Genomic DNA, 18,794 nt, shown 5'->3' on the forward strand with positions numbered 1-18,794 from the left:
GCTCCCGATAGCGATTAGTTAAAATAGGATGACAAATCATCCGCAGAGTCTTGTTCAATAACCATCAATTCGTCTTCTAACAACGACGAGAAACGCGCACAATCTGAGCTAGCGCAAGATTGAATGATCGCGTAACTTTGTTGAATATTCCCCTGCTGATATTGCCATTCAGATAGCCAATACTTGATTTTTTCGCTTTGAAGTGACGTGATATCAACATAGCGCTGGAAATATTGGTTTGCTTTTGATTGGTCATCCCTGGCCAATAGAAGTGTCACCAATGCAGCAGCATCGATAGCAACAGCAGGCTTTTGCATCAGATGAGGGAGTAGCGGCTTAATAAGGCCATATTGTCTTGTCGCATAATAAGCCAAAGCATAATTCAGGGCTGATGAATCTAAGTTGTGCTCTGGGTCGGTATCCACAACCGTCGCTGAACACTTAGCATCCGTTTTTGATACCTGGATATACTTAATATCACTCAGTTCATAGTTTAAGCTCGCCATTGGCCAGTCAGAAAGTGGTTCACTTATCCACTGTTTATCTATGAGGATATTTTCGTAATTGGCCCTTAATTGCAGGCCTAGCCCGCGACGACATAAAGCTTTAATCTGACTATTCGCCATTTCAACGTCACGAGAAACCGACGCTGTTGTTGTTTGTTGCTCGAGAGAAACAGAATATATGGCTCCCCCGTATGCCCATTGATTGGAGGTACTCGCGGTAGCAGGAAGGCTAAGCCCTCCTGCTAGCATGATCGCAAGCGCAGGCTTATAGATCATTCGCATTGCTTACCTGACCTGATGGGCCCTGATTGCCACTCGTATCATTGGTTAAACCATTCGATGTAGACACTTTATGATTGGTACCCTGTCTTACTCGTTGCTTTGTTTCTGCGCCAGCTTGAGCCGATGCCGCCTCTAAAGATGGTGCGTACACAGCAACCGCAAGCATCCAGTCACCATCTGTACTTTTGAAGGTTTTGGTTGATACACCCGGTGGCACCTTACCAGAAGCAAAAGACTTATATGAATCAGAAGCTTTTAGGTTGTTAATGAACTCATGCTTGTTGTCCGCCAAAATAATTGCTTCAGCAGGGTCTATGCTTTCTGGTGGATACTCAAACTGTTCGTTCTTTTCTAGCTGGTCTTCGCTAAAGCTACCTTCCCAATACACTTGTTCGCCTTGCATAACGGCAATCAGGCCATTTCGAGCTTTGGCTTGAGCCTGAGATTTAGACATACTTGCAAGCTTGCGTTGAACAGAAGGCGTTTTGTTCTCTCTGATAATAGATGAGCCAAAGCCAAGAACATAAGACTCACCAGTCTCTGGGTTGGTGATAACTTTTGCACCGACGGGAGGCATAACTCCGGCTTGTAAATCGCCTACAATCTGTTTGAAGATATCATTAGGGTTAGTCGTTTGAGTGAGTGCACCGACTTTCCTTTGGGTTTGCTGACGTGTTTTTGGTGTAGAAATAAGGCTGACCCGAACAAGTTTGTCTTCAGGGCTATCGTATACATCGAACGTCACATACCCAGCAAGGGCACCCTGTACAGATTCAGCACAGCTGTCTGATGTTAAGCTGGTTGTATTGGCCGCAGAATCTGTACCAGTGTCAATCACATCTATCGACTCTGTGACAGCAGTCGTACACATATTGCTCATTCCTTCCATATTTTCTACCAGTTGTTTCTTGGCGATTTGGAAGGCTTTCATATATGCCGCACGCTTAGACAGTAACGTAGCATTACGATTTTCATACGACTCGTAACTACCCGACCCGCTTGATAGGATACCGACACCAGAACCGACAGTGATCATTTTGATGCCATCGCCTTCATCCTCAATGAGGCTTTGGTGTGCAACTAAAACCGCAGCAGCAGGGTCTTGTGCGATAACCACATCACCGACGGTCTTTACATCATTTGTATCAATAGCCACAACACTTTCGTTCGGGCCAGTTGCCGGAACAAGGTCATTGAGGTCAAAGTCAACATTGGCGCTGGCTGTGCCGAATACTGAAGCAAGAGATAGTGCAAGTAGAGATTTTTTAAGCATGGAAATTCCTTTTAGGCATCTTAAAGCACGTTAATTTGATAGTCATTTAAGACACTTAACCGAGAAGAGTAGTTAGGTTGATGAATACGCAGTGTAGGCTCGATATATTGAGCGAGTTCATTAGCGTTGCTCATAGATCGAAGTTGTACGACAACTTTGTTTGGATAGGATTGGATCTTAACGTCAGAGACTCCGTTGATAGAGCTAAGCAATGTGTAGAGCTGACCTTGCTTTCCTGCTGCTGGTGTTGACAGAATGACTTCGCGAACCGGTCCACCACGCATCGCCATTGTTTGCACCGATTTGTGCAAAATATCCGTTAAAGCGATTTTGTTGCTCTCGAGAGCGAGATGAACGGTAGCAAGTTCATTGAGCATGCCCTCTTTGTTCGGCAAAGTAATTAATGAGGGATCATTGCTCCACTCACCATATTGGTTGCCTGCCCTATCAAGAACACGAGTGGCCAATGCCAGCTGAAGCCCAGAAGGCGTCACTTTTTCGACTTCATCAATTTGCATGATCACAGTAGATTGCTCCACTGAATGTGCAAGGTCAAAACCCATTTCTGAAAATGCAGCGTTAAATCGAGATTTAACCGCAGGTAATTTAGCATCGACATAAATCGACGGATTGCCCAACTGATCAATGAGGCGCATGACTTTTTCATTCACTTTTTCTCGCTCAACCGTCACATCGAGTGTCAAAAGAAACATGCCGTCGTCACGTTGTTGGCTGGAGATTTCGTTCCACCCAGAAATCATACCTTGAGAGTCTAATGACAGAGATTGGATAGCCACGTCATGTAGATTGAATTCGTCACTATCTGCGCTCGCAGACATCACCGAATGTGACTGGTTGAGGTAACCCGATTTAACCATCACCCCAAGGACTTGGCTAATTGCCCGTCGAAAAGCATCTTGCTCCGCTGCTTGTCGAGCCGTCAAACCGCGATTAGCGTCTGATTTACCCTCACCGATTACGACAATTGAGACAATACCCTCATCATCCCATTCAATTTCGAAACCGTCATCACTTGATTCTGAAGGTGGTGTCAATCTGACATTGACACATGTATCATCCCCAAGAATTTCTGGCGCATCAAAATTAGCATGAATCACACCCTGTTCAATTCCAGAAACGAGGGCTTCACGCTGAGATTCAGAAAAGTGTTCATTAACCAGCGTTGACTCTTGGTCAGTCAACGATAAAGAAGTCTCGCCATTTAAAAATAATCTAAGATTAGAGAACGCCTCCGCTTTGGCGGATTCGATTGCGAGGGCGCCTCGTCCATATGCGCATCCTTGCTCGACAAGAGCCAGGGTATCCTGGCTCAAATCTAACTCAAGGGCAGTAACTGGCGTAATAGAAAACAAGCTACTTAGCGCGATACTCGCTTTTAACCCTCTTGAGCCCATGTGCTACGTTCCTTCATGAATTCAATAGGAACCCCGACGCTCACCGCGAAAATGCGACGTTGACGATCAGGGCGGTAAATTCCTGCTTCGGCCTCATCTTTTACATTCTCAGCAAGCTTGCTGTCTTTCCAACGAACAATCTTGCCTTGTGCGCTTTGCATACTTGGGTTTACTGTTGCGACACCAATAGGCTCTACAAACCCGGCACTGTACTCGAACACCACCATGGTTTCATTCGGTAACACGCCTGCGTTTTGACCACGGTCTAGTGAAATGCGGTCGCCTTTAATTCCCATAACTTGGGCTGTGGCAGGCATTTCTTTAAGTAAGCGGGTTAACATAATGTCGAATCCACGAGAGGCCATCTCGTTCATAACCGAATCGACATCTTTGCCACTTGTATAGTTGAATCCGCGGTAGTATTCGCCATTTGCGATAACAGTAGTGAAGGTGTCTTTTGCACGAACATCGAAGTTCGAAACACGGATTTTACCGATGTTTGGATAGCTAATTTTTTCACGCGTGTATGGATCGATGACTCCGGTAGACATCTCCATTGAGGTTTGGAACAACGATTGTGTCGAACCAAATAACATGTCACCCGTTTTCAGCACATCTACTTTCATAATGTAGTCTGTCGATAAAGGAGTACGACTCCCCATTTTTTCTGCTACTTTCGACGCACCTTCATCAGCGAGAATCTCTTCCATTGCCGCATTAACTGAATCAGTGTCTCGAGTGAGAATTCTGAAACGATTCACGCCAGCAAATTGATTTTCTAGAGTGTTTTCTAGCGCTTTGGTCTGGAAGGATCCAATACTCGAATGCATTGCATTAAAGACGTCAGACGATTTTCCCTCTAGATTCTTGCTCACATCTGTGGCTACATCACCGAAATAGAGTCGAATGGTCTTTTTTGCAAGAGGACAGCGACTGTCTTTTTCTTCAGGCTCATAACTACAAAACTGAAGACCTTGGGTATTAAAATATGCGGGTACTTCAATGTCGTCGTTCTTAAAATCATACGCAGATTTACCGATGATTAGAGAAGAATTTCCAGCATTGCTCTGTTTAGACACCGTTTGTTGACTCGGAGTAGAGTTACACCCCACAAGGCCGATCCCAACAGCAACCAATGTCGCAAGTTTTGTTAATTTCATATTAGTTCACTTGCTCAGATAAGATTTTATCTAGGTTTTCCAATTGTTTAATCGTATTTTGATCAAGAGAAATCAGGTTATTTGCTTCATACGCTAGTGCTGAACGCGAAGTTAGCTCATCGTAGGCAGCAACGATTGGAACGACATCTTTTGCTTCTTCGTCTTCTTCAACAGAGGCGGATGCTAGAATGTTAGAGAACATAGCTAAGCCTGTTTCTTGAGCAAGTACAGTTGCATTATCCGCTGCAATCATGCTGATTTGAGCAGCTTGAACCGCAAGCTCAAGGCCTAGTTCTACGTTGCTATCAAAAATTGAGTCTGATGCTGTTTTATATGCATTCACTTGAGGGGCAATTTTCTTATCTTCAGGCTTATCAGCGTCAAACTCTTCCATTGCAGCCAACAGTTCTTCGTCAGTTAGACCAGAGTTCACAGCCAAGAAGCCAGCAACATCACCGTGCTTTGACGCCAAGACGTTATAACTTTGGAATACTTTACATTGACGATCTTGGATGGAAACCATAACTTCTGATGCTGTATCAACAGCAACAGAAACTGGTGTGTAACTATTACCAAGCTCCTCACACGTTTGCGTAAGTTTTTCGTTCATCTCAGTGCGATTTAATGTCGCTGCATCCTCACCTGAGATAGAAGAACAACCTGCCAGAGCAGTCACGAATAAACTAGCCAAAACTGTTTTCTTAAACATCATTAATTCCTTAATTTAAGAATGAAAAAAGTGACTCATTGGTTAGAGTCTTTATAATTTTTTGCTGCGCTAACTTAGTTGCATGCGCAGCGCTTTTCGAAGATGTCGCTGTTTCAGACACTTCCTTTTGACTGACAGCTGTAGTTGGACTGCTCGTGTCAAAAACTTTGAGAGAGACCGTTTGTTTGGCGATAAACTTATTGGCCTGTTTACCGTTGCGATTGGTCCCTTTGATATAAATGCTGATGCTACCGTTAGCACTAGCAATTGACGTATTGGATAAAATGCTATTTAACTCGGCAGAGAAAGGATCATTTGATGTTAAGAAAGTGACCCTAAATTGACTTTGTTTCTCCTGAGATTTCAACTCAAGCAAATGTTGTTGCGGAGCCAATAGATTGAACTGCTCAAAATCAACCGCAGATAGAACGGTCAACCATTCTGCAGACTGCTCCAAGAGATGTTGTGATTCCCAAAAGCGACGTAAGTCTCGCCATTCAGTTGCTTCCCCAGTGAAACCAATCTCTGATTTTGCATGGTTATTCGATATATCTTGGCTTAGCTTTTCTGCCCATTCTGATTTGTTGATAGTAAAATCATATCGACAGGGTTTGGAGGAACAATCAACGCCCGCAAGTGACAAGTTTTGTATAGCGACCGGAAGAGAGTCAATTTGGCTAGTTTGTTCGTAAGAGGATAGCGTAGATTTTTGGTTATGATATTGATGTGTTTTTTCTGACACTTCAACCTTACTGTATATGTTGAGTGCAAGCTGTTGTTTTGCATCAATTCTAGCAATTTTCTCAGAGTCACCATAACCAGAAATGGCAATGAATGATTCTTGTGCCGATGCAGTAATAGGAAAGCAAACAATCACTACTAATAAGTTGAGATATCGATAGAACAAAAGTTAACCTGTACAACGTTGATCAAATTAAGTTCATTGAAATTACAGTTACTTTTGCTCTATCTCAAGTCTGAGAAACAACCACCAAAGCCATCATGGAATGCATATTTATGCGCAAAACCAAAAAAGTGTGATTTCGATTCAAAATGCACAATACCAAGCTCATCATGCTTTACAGTGCGCTGACATACCTTATTGATTAATCTGATAATAACGCGAATATGAACAAAACCGACCGATATTATGAATATTGATTTCTTTGTATGAATTGCATGTCAATCATCTCTTTTGTGAATCAGATCACCTTGCGTTCATAGTTTGAATTAATCGTTAGCAGCTATCGCTATCTGTACGTGATCCTCTCTTCTATCTTACCTAAAGCGGTCTAATAACCTATTTAGGTGACAGCAATAAACCCTCAAGAAGAGTTCTAGGTAATAGTCAGAGCTTAGGTTGGTGACACTTGTTATTAGAAAGAACGAGCTAAGTCCGTTGTCATATAACTAGGTAGAAAACGCGTAATCTGGTTGGTGAGCGTGTATATAAACGACATAAACCATGTCACCTAATGACCTACACACAGAACATCTGCTTGTTACAATATTCAGCTAAAGAACCTAATAAGCAACTTTAATCAGCATTACGAATTCATAACAACATGGCATACAGACTCACTCTACCCACAATGCTACCTCACTATCAGAATATCTAGGCGCTAGGTGTTTTTGACCCCAAACATTCTTTAGTTGATAGATTCAGACTTCCTGCGCATTACAACGATATTGACTAAAACAACGATAAATCACTCACCCTTCGCCAGAGTCATGATTGGCATATTAAAAAGTGATAAATTGACCTTCATTAGAGACTTATATTTTGACCAACAAGCTCATCAATCATCTTGTACCACTTACCATACTTGCGCTACTCAGTGGTTGTAATAGTGATGCAAATAAAGAATCACACTCAACCGTGCCAGAGAGTTCTACTGTACAATACCAGCATTTCGAAGTTCAAGAAGACAGTTGGATCAGGCGTTATCGCGAAAACAACTACGGCGATGATTTCATGATTTACCTTAACAAAGATGATAGCGGTAATGATAACTGGTTTGCCGATGGAGTCATGAAATTCGATATAAAAGAAATCGCAGATAAAAGCACGATAGAACGTGTCGAACTGGTATTTGATATCTTCTTTGTTAGATATAACCCTATGACCATGGATGTGTTTGTTATTGACGGTGAGTGGGAGGAAAATACCGTCAATGGCCTCACAAAGCTTGAGCGCAAAGCTCACCTAGACAGAGTTCTCCCACCTCAAACCAACTATGGTTTAGTCAACATTGATATTACTCAGCATATCTTAGAGACTGAATCTGACGTTATATCAGTCTTAATTACAGGAGAAGAATCACCGTCTGAAGCTGTAGTTAGGATTCGATCACGTCATATCGAAGATGGCTTGCAACGTGCTCCTCACCTTTCTGTCGTATTGAAACCTGAATTTGTTGAACAGCCGCAAACACACCCAGACATTTTAACGAGATATGAAAATCAAGACTATAGCAGTGATTTCTATCTCAATGACTGGTCATTGGCCGGTATTATTGAACCGGTTTCACAAGAAACTTTAGATGCACTCAAAGTATTCTCGGTTGATGCTTATGGCGCACAACCTAACAACGAGAATGTTGACAATATTGCAGCCGTTCAAGCGGCTATCGACGCTGCTCAAGAAAATGGTGGTGGTATTGTTTCATTTGGCAAAGGCACCTACCATTTCAATCTCTAGTGTAGAAAATGCGCAAGCGTTATATATTACTCAATCAAATATCATCTTGCGAGGTCAAGGCAGCGATACCGTTTTGCGTCAACATCATTCAATGATTGATAGTGAGCTTGTCGCGACAAGAACGCCCCATCTCATCAACATTTTCGGTGATACTAAGTCAAAAGTGTCGAATGTCCTTCTTGTGGATACTCAGCCAGGTGATACCCAGATATTGGTCAACGATCGCGTTGGTTTTACTCAAGGCGACCTCATCAACATCAGTCACTTTAACAAGGATGGTTCAATCTCAGCCGGACAAGAGGTCATCTATCCGTTACTTGCTCGCGATCCTTGGACTAACTTTGGGCGCTTTGTCGCTATGACACACATAAACCGCATAAAACAAGTTCAAAAGGTGAGTGACGGCACTCTATTAACACTCGAGGCCCGTCTGCCCTATGGGTTTAAAGCTGAATATGCCGCTGATATTCGATTGGTGGAAAAGTCGATTAATCACTCGGGAGTCGAAAACCTGACTGTCTCTATGGAGATGCCAGAAGGCTATACATATACCCACTCTTCACCTGAGCCACTTGCCTATAGAAATGCAGCTATCAAGCTCGAGAACGTAGCAAATAGCTGGGTAAAAAACGTTGAGGTCGAAAACTTTACTCAGAGCGTTACATTAGGTAACTCTCACTTTAACCACATCGATAACGTGACTCTCTCAACCGTGGGCGGGGGCGGCCACCACGGGATAGGGCTATATCGCAGTTCTCAGGGTAACCTCGTTTCCAATATCTCCATGAATGCTTATATGTCGCATCACATTTCTTTTAATAGTAATTCAAACGGAAATGTCATCACAAATGTCAGCAATCCAAACTTAAAGCACCCTACTATGATTGATTTCCATGGCGCGGGACTGCCTTCATTTAACTTAGTGGAAGCATCATCAAACATTTATGTTCAAAGCTCTGGAAGTACATTCAACATGCCCCATGCCGGCACTCGAAACACATTCTGGAACCTAGAAACAAGGGGCGGTGAGTTCTTCCCTGCATCGTCTGGTTGGAATAGTGATAGCGACTATAATAGCAACGGGTTTGATCACTATATGCTGCATCCTCGCTCTATCATGGTGGGTCTACGCTCAGAGCGCTTTGGCACCATGATGGAAAAACAAACTCAGCAACACTCTAGTGATTGGTACTACTTAGAAACCTATAATGAAGGGGCAGTTACACCCGATTCCTTGTATGAGTTTCAACGAGGTTTCGCTGATTCTGAGAAACTTGCCAACGAGTAAAATGTGGGGTCAGAGTTATTTTGGGTAAATTGACTCTGATCCCATTGTTCAAAAAATCATAGGCAGCGGTGAGACCGTAATAAGAGACCCTCAATATGTGTTTGTCGTAAGCAATGCTTAATGACAGAAATAACAAAGCGAAGTAGATAACTTTGTTGTTCGAAGAGCATTGGCTGCTCACGTAGCCAACAGAGTGTTATTGCTTATTGACAGGCAGAAGGCTCATATGTGTTATGGCTCGTACACGAGACTGTCCTAAATTCTGTGTAACTGTCTAAACTTAAAGCCTTAATGGCTAAGGATAGGCACATGGATAAGAAAGCACTTGAAGCTTTTGCTAAAGAAGCTGCAAAGGGAATTAAAACTCCCGATGACTTAACTGAGTTCAGCCAGATGCTCAAAAAGATCACTGTTGAGGCGGCGCTCAACGCTGAAATGGAAGAGCATCTTGGCTACGAAAAGCACAAACCCTCAAAATCCCAAAATAGCCGTAATGGAAAGAGCACCAAGCGTGTAAAAACAGAAGACGGCGAATTTGAACTCGATACCCCTCGCGACCGTCTTGGTTCTTTTGACCCCAAGTTAGTCAAAAAGCATCAAACACGATTTACCTCTATGGATGACAAGATCTTGTGGCTCTATGCGCAGGGCATGAGCACACGCGATATAGTGAATGCTTTTGACGAGTGGTACGGAGCAGAGATATCACCCAGCCTAGTTTCGCGCGTCACACATGCAGTGATGGAGGAAATCGTGGAGTGGCAATCTAGACCGCTTGATGCCATCTATCCTATCGTTTACCTCGACTGCATTGTGGTCAAAATCCGCCAAGACAAACGCATTATCAATAAATCGATCTTCCTTGCTTTAGGCATTAACACCGATGGTCAGAAAGAACTCATGGGCATGTGGATAGCCGAAAATGAGGGGGCTAAGTTTTGGCTGAGCGTTCTAACCGAACTCAATCAACGTGGCGTTGAAGATATTCTTATCGCTTGTGTCGATGGCTTGAAGGGTTTTCCCGATGCGATCAACACCGTCTTCCCGCAAACACATATTCAGCTTTGCATCGTCCATATGGTGCGGAACTCATTGAAGTATGTGTCTTGGAAGGACTACAAGGCGGTCACAGCCGACCTGAAGCGAGTGTATCGCTCTGCTACCGAAGATGAGGCTCTACTTGAACTGGAGCGCTTTGGTGAAGTCTGGGATAGCCAGTATCCGCAAATCTCCAAGTCTTGGCGCAATCACTGGCAAAATCTCAACACCCTTTTTAGCTACCCAGAAGATATTCGTAGAGCAATTTACACGACCAATGCAATTGAGTCCCTCAATAGCGTGATCCGCAAGGCACTTAAAAAGCGTAAGATCTTCCCGAATGATGAGGCCGCAACCAAAATGGTATATCTAGCAATCAAAGACGCCAGTAAGAAATGGACAATGCCTATTCAAAACTGGCGCCAAGCTATGAGTCGGTTTATTATCGAGTTCGAGGAACGCCTGGAGAAACACATTAACTAAACGGCAGTTACACAGAATCTGTTACAGCCTCCTCGTACACTGCTTCAAAGTCCATGTGAAACTTCCGATGAGATAACTTCATTTTATAAACTGGGATTCCCTTACCTTTACCGATTTCAATAAGCTCTTTCTCTGAGTCCGACTCTGCTAGGGCGCCAATATATATAGCTTTTACTTTTGGACTTGGTTGATTAAATGATGCTTCATTTGGGCTACTGAGCATAATTAACCTCCACTCCTGTTCATATGCCCAATCTAAAGCCTTATGAATTGATGCGATCACTCCCAACATGTTACTTGATAATCCACCATCAAGACCATGCTCAAAAAACTCTGACGCATCAAACAACTTATCATCATAAATTACGGGCCAGAGCATTCTTGTCAGTATGTTTTCATTAGGTAACTCACTAAAATCATACTCCATTGCAAAACCACTATGTTCTTTTGCATAGTGTGACCACATGAGCATAGAGTCTTCTCGCTCACTCAAAGAGCACACTTTATAACCTGCTTTCAGGACACGGTTGAAGTCAGCAACCATTTGCTCTGTGTTCTTCTCTGTACTTGAATTTAGGAACTGGAACAGCTGTTCCTCAGAGAGTCTTCCTTCTGTTTTTTATGTGCAATGTGAGCCAAATATCTCGTAGGTTCAGCCGACTGTTTAAGTTCGTTAATCTCGGAATCAGTCAGAAACTTAAACTGACCATCTTTTGCTTGCTCTTCAATTGAGTGAATGAGTTGACGATCAAGTATTTCTTTTGAGTATTCAAAATGAATGCTCGTATCATAAGGGTCATTGAACCCGTTTGCAGAGGCGCACCAGAGTGTATTATTTTTCAAATTGTCCAAGCTATATTCATTAAACTCACGATATTTGAACAACTTCGTCGGAATATAACCATATTTCAGGGAAATGGCTTCGTTTACATATACATCATCAAGTTTAGGCGAAAAGAATAATTCTCTCAGCTCGCCTATCCATTGTTTTTTTTCATTCGACCATCCTATTTTAGAGCCATAACGCCTGCTTAAGGGGTGAGTGGACGTGTGCCATGTTTGAGCGAAGCGAGTTCGGCACGCGTTTACGAATCCCTCTTGAAGCACTTGTTATGTTTGTTCTAACGCACTCACTGTATCTAAAAATTCGTCTAGGTCAGATGGCATTACGTCAGGGTACTTTTTCCTAAGTTCTTTTTTATTAGTACCTTTTAGATCTTGGAGCTGAACAAGTTTAGGTCCTAATGTTGCTATACGAAATATAGCCATGCTCAAATTCCTTTCTGATTGCTTTTCGGTAATTGTGTCAGAAGGTAGCGTAAAGGTTCCGTCTTGCCAGTCCGTGTATAAACAAGAGTTTTTCCGGTTATTCTTAAAATCAATACCAGCGAAAAGCCCCTCAAGAGGCAGACCTTGCCTTTTCCATTCGTGACCAAATAACGCTGTTGATATTGCAGAGTCATTAACCAATTTCTGTTTATGATCTCGGAACCTACGGTTGAGCTTTTTCCAATCGACCTTTACTCCGGCAGATACATCGACCAATACTCGAAATAACATGACGCTCTTGCCAAACTCTTCGCGAGCGAAGTGACTCAAAGCAAAGGAACGAGCATATTTGCCATGTTCATGTAAGATTTCTGCCTCATCACACAACTCTTGTGCATTGCGCAAACATTTAATTGCACCGTCAAAAATCGTGTCAAATTTTAGGTTATTTATCTTTGGTTGATTCAATTTTCCCCCTGAAAACATAACGCTTTATACACGACTGCAAGTCGGCATTACCAAACTCGATTCAATTGAAAGAGTTACAGGCTAATTCAATCAGGAAAATATGCAAGTTACCTTATATCTCCAATATAGCGGTAAGACTAGCTTGAGAACAGCAAATCAGCCCCACCAAACTCACATCATCAAACGCAGAAACTGCGGATTAGCCACCTGAATCTGCAATGTGCCTTTATACTCGGTGATCTTGCCTCGTGCGCAAACTCGCTCGTTCTCCATCTCTCGCAAATCACCGAAGCGACGCTCAAAATCAGGTAGATAATTATCCCAAATAAGAATCCCTAAGGTTTGATTTGGATAACGATTATCCATATTCAAATAGGTCGCTTTTCGCCCTTTGGAGACTTGCGCGACTTCACCACAAGCCATTACCGTTTCACCAACGTGAAATGGTGCTTTATAGGCGGGTATTCTCTGTTCTGACGCAGTTGTAATGCCGCTAATTGAAACCAGCATTACCAAAAGTATATATTTCATCTTAATTCTCATAAGTCATTGATTTGGGATGTCTTGTTTAGAGTAATCTGAGCTCTATTGCGATACTCTTCGATCTTGCCCGTCACACAGACGTCAGAATGCACTAATCCCCTTAAATCCCCGTTGGTCTCGGTGATTTGTTGATAGTCAGAATCCCAAATCACGGCAGAAAATGTATGGTCTGGAAATGGATATTCAAAGTTGAGGTAAACCCCTCGGGAAAACCTTGTGACTTGTGCTAAACGGCCGCATACGGTTTGATAGGTGTCTGTATATTCTCTCGCGTCTCTAGCTGAGATAGTCGAGGATTGAACAGTAATAGATTCGTCATAACGATCAACAGAGGCTTGGCTAGCGTCTTGCCAATCACTCACGTCATAAGATAGTGACTCTTCATGAACAATCGTCTTGTTATCCTCAACATGTATTTCTGGTGTTTTGGTAACATTGATAACTGTTAACTCATCCTCACTGCGTATGCTGTGAACACGCGCTTCTGGTTTTACCCCATTGGGTGATGACCGGGTTTGTAGCGTTTGATTTGGCTTACTATCGGTAATAAAACCAAACACAAGCACTAAACCCAAGGCGAAGCATGCGCCAATCCAGAAATTGCTTTTGTCTGATTCCTGCTTTTCTAATCGTTCACCAACAGGCTGATGAGACTTACGCACTTCATCAACGAGTTGTCTCAACTCTTGAATCTGTGTTGCTACTTGTTCGCTGCCCTTGTTCTCTTGTTCAATTGCAGTCAGTTTTTGTTTGTACCAAACCACTAGCGCATCGCGCTCTTTTTGTTTTGTAGATTCAGTCACTTTATTGTTGGCTTGTATATCGAGCGTGTGACGAATCTTGTGGATAACGTTTTGTGGCTCATTAAGCATTTGCATATTGCTAAAACGGAGTACTACGCCAAATTTGGTGATCAGCGAGTTCTGCCTAACCAGAAAATCCTTCCATTTGGCATGCGTTGTATCTTTAGTCGTGCCATCAAGCTCAATTGGTAAATAGTACCCTTTAGACTCATTACGAATCATGAAATCAATGTATCGATTGCCGCCGTTATCATCTTTAAAGTGAAATTGAGGTATCACATCTGAAGGCGTAATTTCTGGAATACGAGCTAACACCCGATCGACAAACTTCTCTTCAAAATTGACGGGATGAGCTATTTTGTCGGCGTAACGAATCTTCCAACTTTTCCAAGTGAGCATAGTGACTTAATCATGGTTACTGGCTTTATCTGATTATCCCTGATCTTGCTAATTTATTTGGAATATTGACTATTCCAAATAAACCAATGCCTTGTTCACAAAAAACAGCTGTGATTGATGATAGTTCCTAGCTTAATGATTATGGGGTCAGAGTCATTTCAGCGAAATAGACTCTGACCCCAATCTCGACTGTATTTGTTACGATAACCAAATACGCGCCAAGATGCCTAGTGGCGTTGTAAAACCGGTAGTGACTGACTGAATTTCCCCCTGATGGATAATGTAGGTGGTCGGTGTAACGGCGATTTGCCACCGCTTCATCCACGACCCATCTGAGTCATTAACAGTCTCAAACTGATAATTATGTTGTTGAACGTACGCACTGACTCTTCTATCACTTCCAGAGTTCAATGCGACGGCATAAGTGGGATAATGGTTCGATACCCAACTTAGTGAGGGGCTCACAAATCGGCACACCGAGCACCACGTAGCCCAGAAATAGATCACGACCGGTGATTCAAAACTCTGTGCAACCAAGTCCACGCTGTCACCATCAAGCATTGTGGCCACCATCGAAGGCGGTAACGTTGATGGGCTATTCGATGTCCTATACCAATCCACTGCGGTCGATAGGGCGATAAACAGCAAACCGTAGACCGCCGCTTTCTTTATCCAGCTTGTCAATTTGATCAATCTTTGCATTAAGACTCTCCTCGCGCTTGCTTGAGAGCGGCAAGTACGGCTTCATCCGTCAGTAGAACGGGAAGAGGAATGCCTTGCGGGGCTCCTGGGCCATAAACCATATTGAACGGCACACCATAGCGCTGATGTTCACGTAAATAGTCCGTGACGTCAGGATGAGCTCGGGTCCAGTCCCCTAGCATTGGGACCACATCGGCAGATTGCAGATGGCTATAGACTGGGTCTTGCAGTAATACCCCTATCTTGTTGGACTTGCAGGTAATACACCAGTCGGCACTCACATCAACAAATACCGTCTTCCCTTGTTTCACAGACTGTTCGATAGTGCTTTGTGAGAGAGGAACCCAATCAGGCTCTGGTGGTAACGGTGTGACCCAATGGTCAGCGGTTACACTCCCCACTAACATTGCGCCTGCAAATAGCGCAATCCCGCCTCCTCCGAGACCGAGTAACCACTTATCGCCGTAGAGTGTTTTCACTCTTGCTAACACCCAAACAAACGTAGCTAAAGCAACTACAGCAACCCAAAACACTGGGATATGGTGTCGCAATAGGGATAACAACCAGAGACTCGTCACCATCATCATCACGCCAAGAGCGAGTTTAAACCACACCATCCAGCGACCCGGCTTAGGCATGTAGCTGACCATGCGTGGAAAGCTGGCAATTAACAGCCAAGGCATCGACATTCCGAGCGCCAGTGACGTGAAAATGACAAACATTGTTGGTATATCAGCACCAAAAGCATACGCAATTGCCGTAGTGAGAAATGGCGCACTACAAGGTGTAGCCAATAAGGTGGCAAACATACCTTGAACAAAGTGCCCCAAGTGTGAACTATCCCCTTTTTGCGCCGCCCAGCTAGACAGTGAACTAGGAAGAGAAATCGTCACCAGGCCTAACATATTAAATGCAAATAGCATGGTTACCGACATCATGAGCAGCAAGAACCAAATGCTTTGGAACTGCATCCCCCACCCAATGGCATGGCCACTAAGTTTCAATACCGAAAGGACAGACGCGATCAACCAGAAAGACGCCAGTATGCCCGCACTGGTGAATAGAAACTGTGTTCTAATCTGCTGTCGAGCCACACCTTGAGCACTGGTGATTGAGCTAAGCTTCATACCCAATACGGGTAGCACACAGGGCATAATATTAAGAATCAAACCACCAATAAGGCCCCACGCAAACACTGTCAGCAGAGAGGCTCCCTGCAATAGCGTTGAGTCGACTCTCACCGCTCCAACAACAGGCTCCACATCAAGCTCTAAAAGCTGATCCCCATCTTTGATATGGAAATAGACCAGCTCATTGGCTAAATCGACCTCCCCCATCCATGAGGAAACATCATAAACAACGCTATAAACCTCAGCCAGGTGTGATTCTGTTAATGGCTTAAAGAGTAACTCTTCAAACTCACTAGACAGAGTGAAAGGTAACACCTCTGGCGATTGCCATAGGCGGTCTTTCTCAATCTCCACCTTCAAGCGCTGCTGTTGTTGATCCCAGATCGCAGACACTGTTGCGGCGTCATTACCCGCAGTAGGTACGAGACTCATTGCTTTTGCGTAATGGTGCGCAGACGATTCAGATCTTACCAACTCACTCGGTTCAAACTCAAAATCTATCGGATAGTCAGTAAGAACACATATTGTGGTACAGGTCGGTAGTGTCAGAATCGAGCGAAAACGTACTGTCTCATTAAGATCTGACAACTGAATATGTACAGGGAACGTCGTATCACCTTGATAGCCAATCGTGCGTATGCCAAACAAACTAAATTGCTCTGGATATGGCCAATACCAATCGATATTCGTTATGTTCTCAGACTGCTGAGCCCAATTCAGTGATGGCGCAACACCACCTTCTCCGGGCTCTCTCCAGTAAGTTTTCCAATCGTCATCAAGACGTACATCAATAAACCCTAATACGGTTTTTTCAACCGTATTCACATCACCGGTCAATGTCATTTTGACCTGTACGGGGGGATGATCTGAGTGAGTCATCCATTCTGTCCCTGCGATTTGCGCATGTACAGAAAGGCTTAATGCCATCAGCATTAAGGTAGCGGCGCAGTATGCCCGCCAAATAAATTTTTGCATAAAGCTATTCCAAAAAAATTGACGATAGAATGCACTGACCTTATGTCAGTTATTCATACGCGGTTTATTCTCTGAAAACGCAATGCCTCGCGTGAAGCCGCACGGGATAACCAATCGGCTCAGTGAAATGAGGAGTAGGATTAGGCAGAGCTTTCAGCCAAGCAACAATCGCAAGGACGATAGCAAAGGAGAATAGAGCGACCCACTCAAGCTGTGAAAACTGTTGTTGCAGTAGCTTACCCGATAGCTCGCAATGCTCACTCACTTCTGAGTGTTCCGCTAGTTCAAGTTCAGCACTGTGATCTCCCTTAACCTGCATTGGACACCCGGCATGACTCACACCCATGTTCTTGGCTAAACACAATAGCACCACCCACCCGACTAGAATCAGGCTAAATTTGGTTTTGGTGTTGTGGTCAAAAGTCATTCAATTCAGCAAGTAAGGAAAGTTATATTCTGGTAACCATAGCGTTATAGAATGCTCACGACAAGTCTTGAATAGGTTGATTTAAGTAATGTTACAAATCCGGTTTTCATTGATGTACATTTTCTTGGCTGATAAAGCACGCGGCAGAAAATACATCCCGTCTTAATTAACCTTTTCCGACAACGATTGTAAAAAGTCAGTAATAAGCACCTCTAACCCATCATTCGACTCGGGCGACAACACATCCCCAGCCAACATATGCTGCATTGGGTCGTTCGAATCCTCAAAGGCAATAATTTGGTTTGCTGGATTGCTCATTCGATTGACGTGCACAATCGTCAGTTCGCTATCCACTACTCTATCTTGCGGTGAGTAGAGGGTTAAAACCGGCACTTCTACTTGGTCTAACAGCTTCCGAGTCGTTTCAACGACACCCATCATAGTGACTAGTGAGCGAGAGTCGTAACTTTGTGTCCAATATTTCGCTTGCAGTACGTTATGAGGTTCAAAAGTGCGGTATTTGCCTAATACTAAACGGGCTAGCTGCTCACCCCATGGGAGAAGCAGTAGTTCGCTGTTGGTATCGGCTGGGCCGAAGTTTGGTGAAATCAAAATAATGGCGGCAACATGATCACTGCACCAAGGTTGGGAGCCCAACCAACTAGCAAGTGTTCCGCCTGTAGATGTGCCAATCAGTATGACCTCTTCGCCTAATTGTTGCGCGACTTTACAGGCTTGTGCAGCATCATTAAGCCAATCTTTAACACTCGGTTCGCCCATGGCGTCGCGGTCACGTCCGTGACCCTTTAAGCGGGTTTCGATTAATGTCGCGTTTATTCGATTGGCGATCCGCTCTGGTACTGGGGCTAAATCTTGTCGAGAAGAGGAAAAGCCGTGTAGATAGACGACTGAGTACTTAGACTTTTCGCCACTCTCATTAGGTTTAAGGATACGCTTTTCGGTGCCCTCAACGAGTTTTAATGAGTCTTGCTCGCTGGCCAATAACGTCTGCTCGGTGATGGAGGGCTCAGAAATGTCGTGTATGGTAGAGACTTTGGGCCCAAAAGCCACTGTTGCTGAGACGACGAGACAAAAAATAAGAGCAGATCTTTTCACTGTGAACCCCTTCAACAACCACGCTTAATGCCCGGCTAAGTCTTTTAAACTTAAAGTAAACCTCATTCAAGGTTACAGCACCCTGATGTCACAAATAATATGCACTA

Annotated in this window: 17 protein-coding genes; 3 read left to right on the plus strand and 14 right to left on the minus strand. The window is 43.7% G+C overall.

Going from position 1 to position 18,794, the window contains the following annotated elements; all coding sequences use genetic code 11:
- Positions 1–14 precede the first annotated feature (14 nt).
- From QWZ05_RS04340 to QWZ05_RS04365, 6 genes are read right to left on the minus strand one after another with little or no spacing between them, the layout of a single operon-like run.
- Complete coding sequence (locus QWZ05_RS04340; RefSeq protein ID WP_264876648.1) at positions 15–788, minus strand: hypothetical protein; 774 nt, start codon at positions 786–788, stop codon at positions 15–17.
- Positions 772–2,061, minus strand: coding sequence for a hypothetical protein (locus QWZ05_RS04345; protein ID WP_264876649.1), 1,290 nt, complete (start codon positions 2,059–2,061; stop codon positions 772–774). Before QWZ05_RS04345 ends, QWZ05_RS04340 begins: the two co-directional genes overlap by 17 nt.
- 20 nt (positions 2,062–2,081) lie before the next feature.
- Entirely contained in the window at positions 2,082–3,476 is a 1,395-nt protein-coding gene (locus QWZ05_RS04350) for a hypothetical protein (RefSeq protein ID WP_264876650.1), read from the minus strand.
- On the minus strand, positions 3,458–4,636 hold the full coding sequence (locus QWZ05_RS04355; RefSeq protein WP_264876651.1) for a hypothetical protein: 1,179 nt from the start codon (positions 4,634–4,636) through the stop codon (positions 3,458–3,460). The genes QWZ05_RS04350 and QWZ05_RS04355 overlap by 19 nt, the downstream gene beginning before the upstream one ends.
- A gap of 1 nt (position 4,637) precedes the next feature.
- Positions 4,638–5,345 (minus strand): hypothetical protein, encoded by a 708-nt coding sequence (locus QWZ05_RS04360; RefSeq protein ID WP_290296779.1) that lies wholly within the window; start codon positions 5,343–5,345, stop codon positions 4,638–4,640.
- 10 nt (positions 5,346–5,355) lie between these two features.
- Positions 5,356–6,252 carry a hypothetical protein gene (locus QWZ05_RS04365; protein ID WP_264876653.1) on the minus strand — a complete coding sequence of 299 codons (897 nt, stop codon included), beginning with the start codon at positions 6,250–6,252 and terminating at the stop codon, positions 5,356–5,358.
- 876 nt (positions 6,253–7,128) lie between these two features.
- Between QWZ05_RS04365 and QWZ05_RS04370 the strand changes: the two genes are divergently transcribed.
- The 3 genes from QWZ05_RS04370 to QWZ05_RS04380 all read left to right on the plus strand — a co-directional run bounded on the left by QWZ05_RS04370 (position 7,129) and on the right by QWZ05_RS04380 (position 10,855).
- Positions 7,129–8,046, plus strand: a complete 918-nt coding sequence (locus QWZ05_RS04370; protein WP_290296781.1) for a CBM96 family carbohydrate-binding protein — start codon at positions 7,129–7,131, stop codon at positions 8,044–8,046.
- Complete coding sequence (locus tag QWZ05_RS04375) at positions 8,006–9,334, plus strand: hypothetical protein (RefSeq protein ID WP_290296783.1); 1,329 nt, start codon at positions 8,006–8,008, stop codon at positions 9,332–9,334. Before QWZ05_RS04370 ends, QWZ05_RS04375 begins: the two co-directional genes overlap by 41 nt.
- A 309-nt stretch (positions 9,335–9,643) precedes the next feature.
- Positions 9,644–10,855 carry an IS256 family transposase gene (locus QWZ05_RS04380; RefSeq protein ID WP_290296716.1) on the plus strand — a complete coding sequence of 404 codons (1,212 nt, stop codon included), beginning with the start codon at positions 9,644–9,646 and terminating at the stop codon, positions 10,853–10,855.
- A 7-nt stretch (positions 10,856–10,862) separates the two neighbouring features.
- Here the strand turns inward: QWZ05_RS04380 and QWZ05_RS04385 are convergent, their stop codons facing one another.
- The 8 genes from QWZ05_RS04385 to QWZ05_RS04420 all read right to left on the minus strand — a co-directional run bounded on the left by QWZ05_RS04385 (position 10,863) and on the right by QWZ05_RS04420 (position 18,687).
- Positions 10,863–11,399, minus strand: a complete 537-nt coding sequence (locus tag QWZ05_RS04385) for a DUF2971 domain-containing protein (RefSeq protein WP_290296785.1) — start codon at positions 11,397–11,399, stop codon at positions 10,863–10,865.
- Between the two features lie 566 nt (positions 11,400–11,965).
- The gene (locus QWZ05_RS04390) at positions 11,966–12,592 is read right to left on the minus strand and encodes an AbiV family abortive infection protein (protein ID WP_290296787.1); all 627 of its coding nucleotides are present in this window, start codon (positions 12,590–12,592) and stop codon (positions 11,966–11,968) included.
- 171 nt (positions 12,593–12,763) lie between these two features.
- Complete coding sequence (locus QWZ05_RS04395) at positions 12,764–13,123, minus strand: hypothetical protein (protein ID WP_290296788.1); 360 nt, start codon at positions 13,121–13,123, stop codon at positions 12,764–12,766.
- Between the two features lie 8 nt (positions 13,124–13,131).
- Positions 13,132–14,337, minus strand: coding sequence for a PDDEXK family nuclease (locus QWZ05_RS04400; RefSeq protein ID WP_290296790.1), 1,206 nt, complete (start codon positions 14,335–14,337; stop codon positions 13,132–13,134).
- A 198-nt stretch (positions 14,338–14,535) separates the two neighbouring features.
- Positions 14,536–15,039, minus strand: a complete 504-nt coding sequence (locus QWZ05_RS04405; protein ID WP_290296792.1) for a protein disulfide oxidoreductase — start codon at positions 15,037–15,039, stop codon at positions 14,536–14,538.
- A complete protein-coding gene (locus tag QWZ05_RS04410) occupies positions 15,039–17,144 on the minus strand; it encodes a protein-disulfide reductase DsbD family protein (RefSeq protein WP_290296794.1) in 2,106 nt (701 codons plus the stop codon). Before QWZ05_RS04410 ends, QWZ05_RS04405 begins: the two co-directional genes overlap by 1 nt.
- 64 nt (positions 17,145–17,208) lie before the next feature.
- A complete protein-coding gene (locus QWZ05_RS04415; protein WP_290296796.1) occupies positions 17,209–17,571 on the minus strand; it encodes a hypothetical protein in 363 nt (120 codons plus the stop codon).
- Positions 17,572–17,733: 162 nt separating this feature from the next.
- Positions 17,734–18,687 (minus strand): alpha/beta hydrolase, encoded by a 954-nt coding sequence (locus QWZ05_RS04420; RefSeq protein ID WP_290296798.1) that lies wholly within the window; start codon positions 18,685–18,687, stop codon positions 17,734–17,736.
- Positions 18,688–18,794 lie beyond the last annotated feature (107 nt).

It is taken from the genome of Vibrio agarivorans, assembly GCF_030409635.1.
Lineage (GTDB): Bacteria > Pseudomonadota > Gammaproteobacteria > Enterobacterales > Vibrionaceae > Vibrio > Vibrio agarivorans.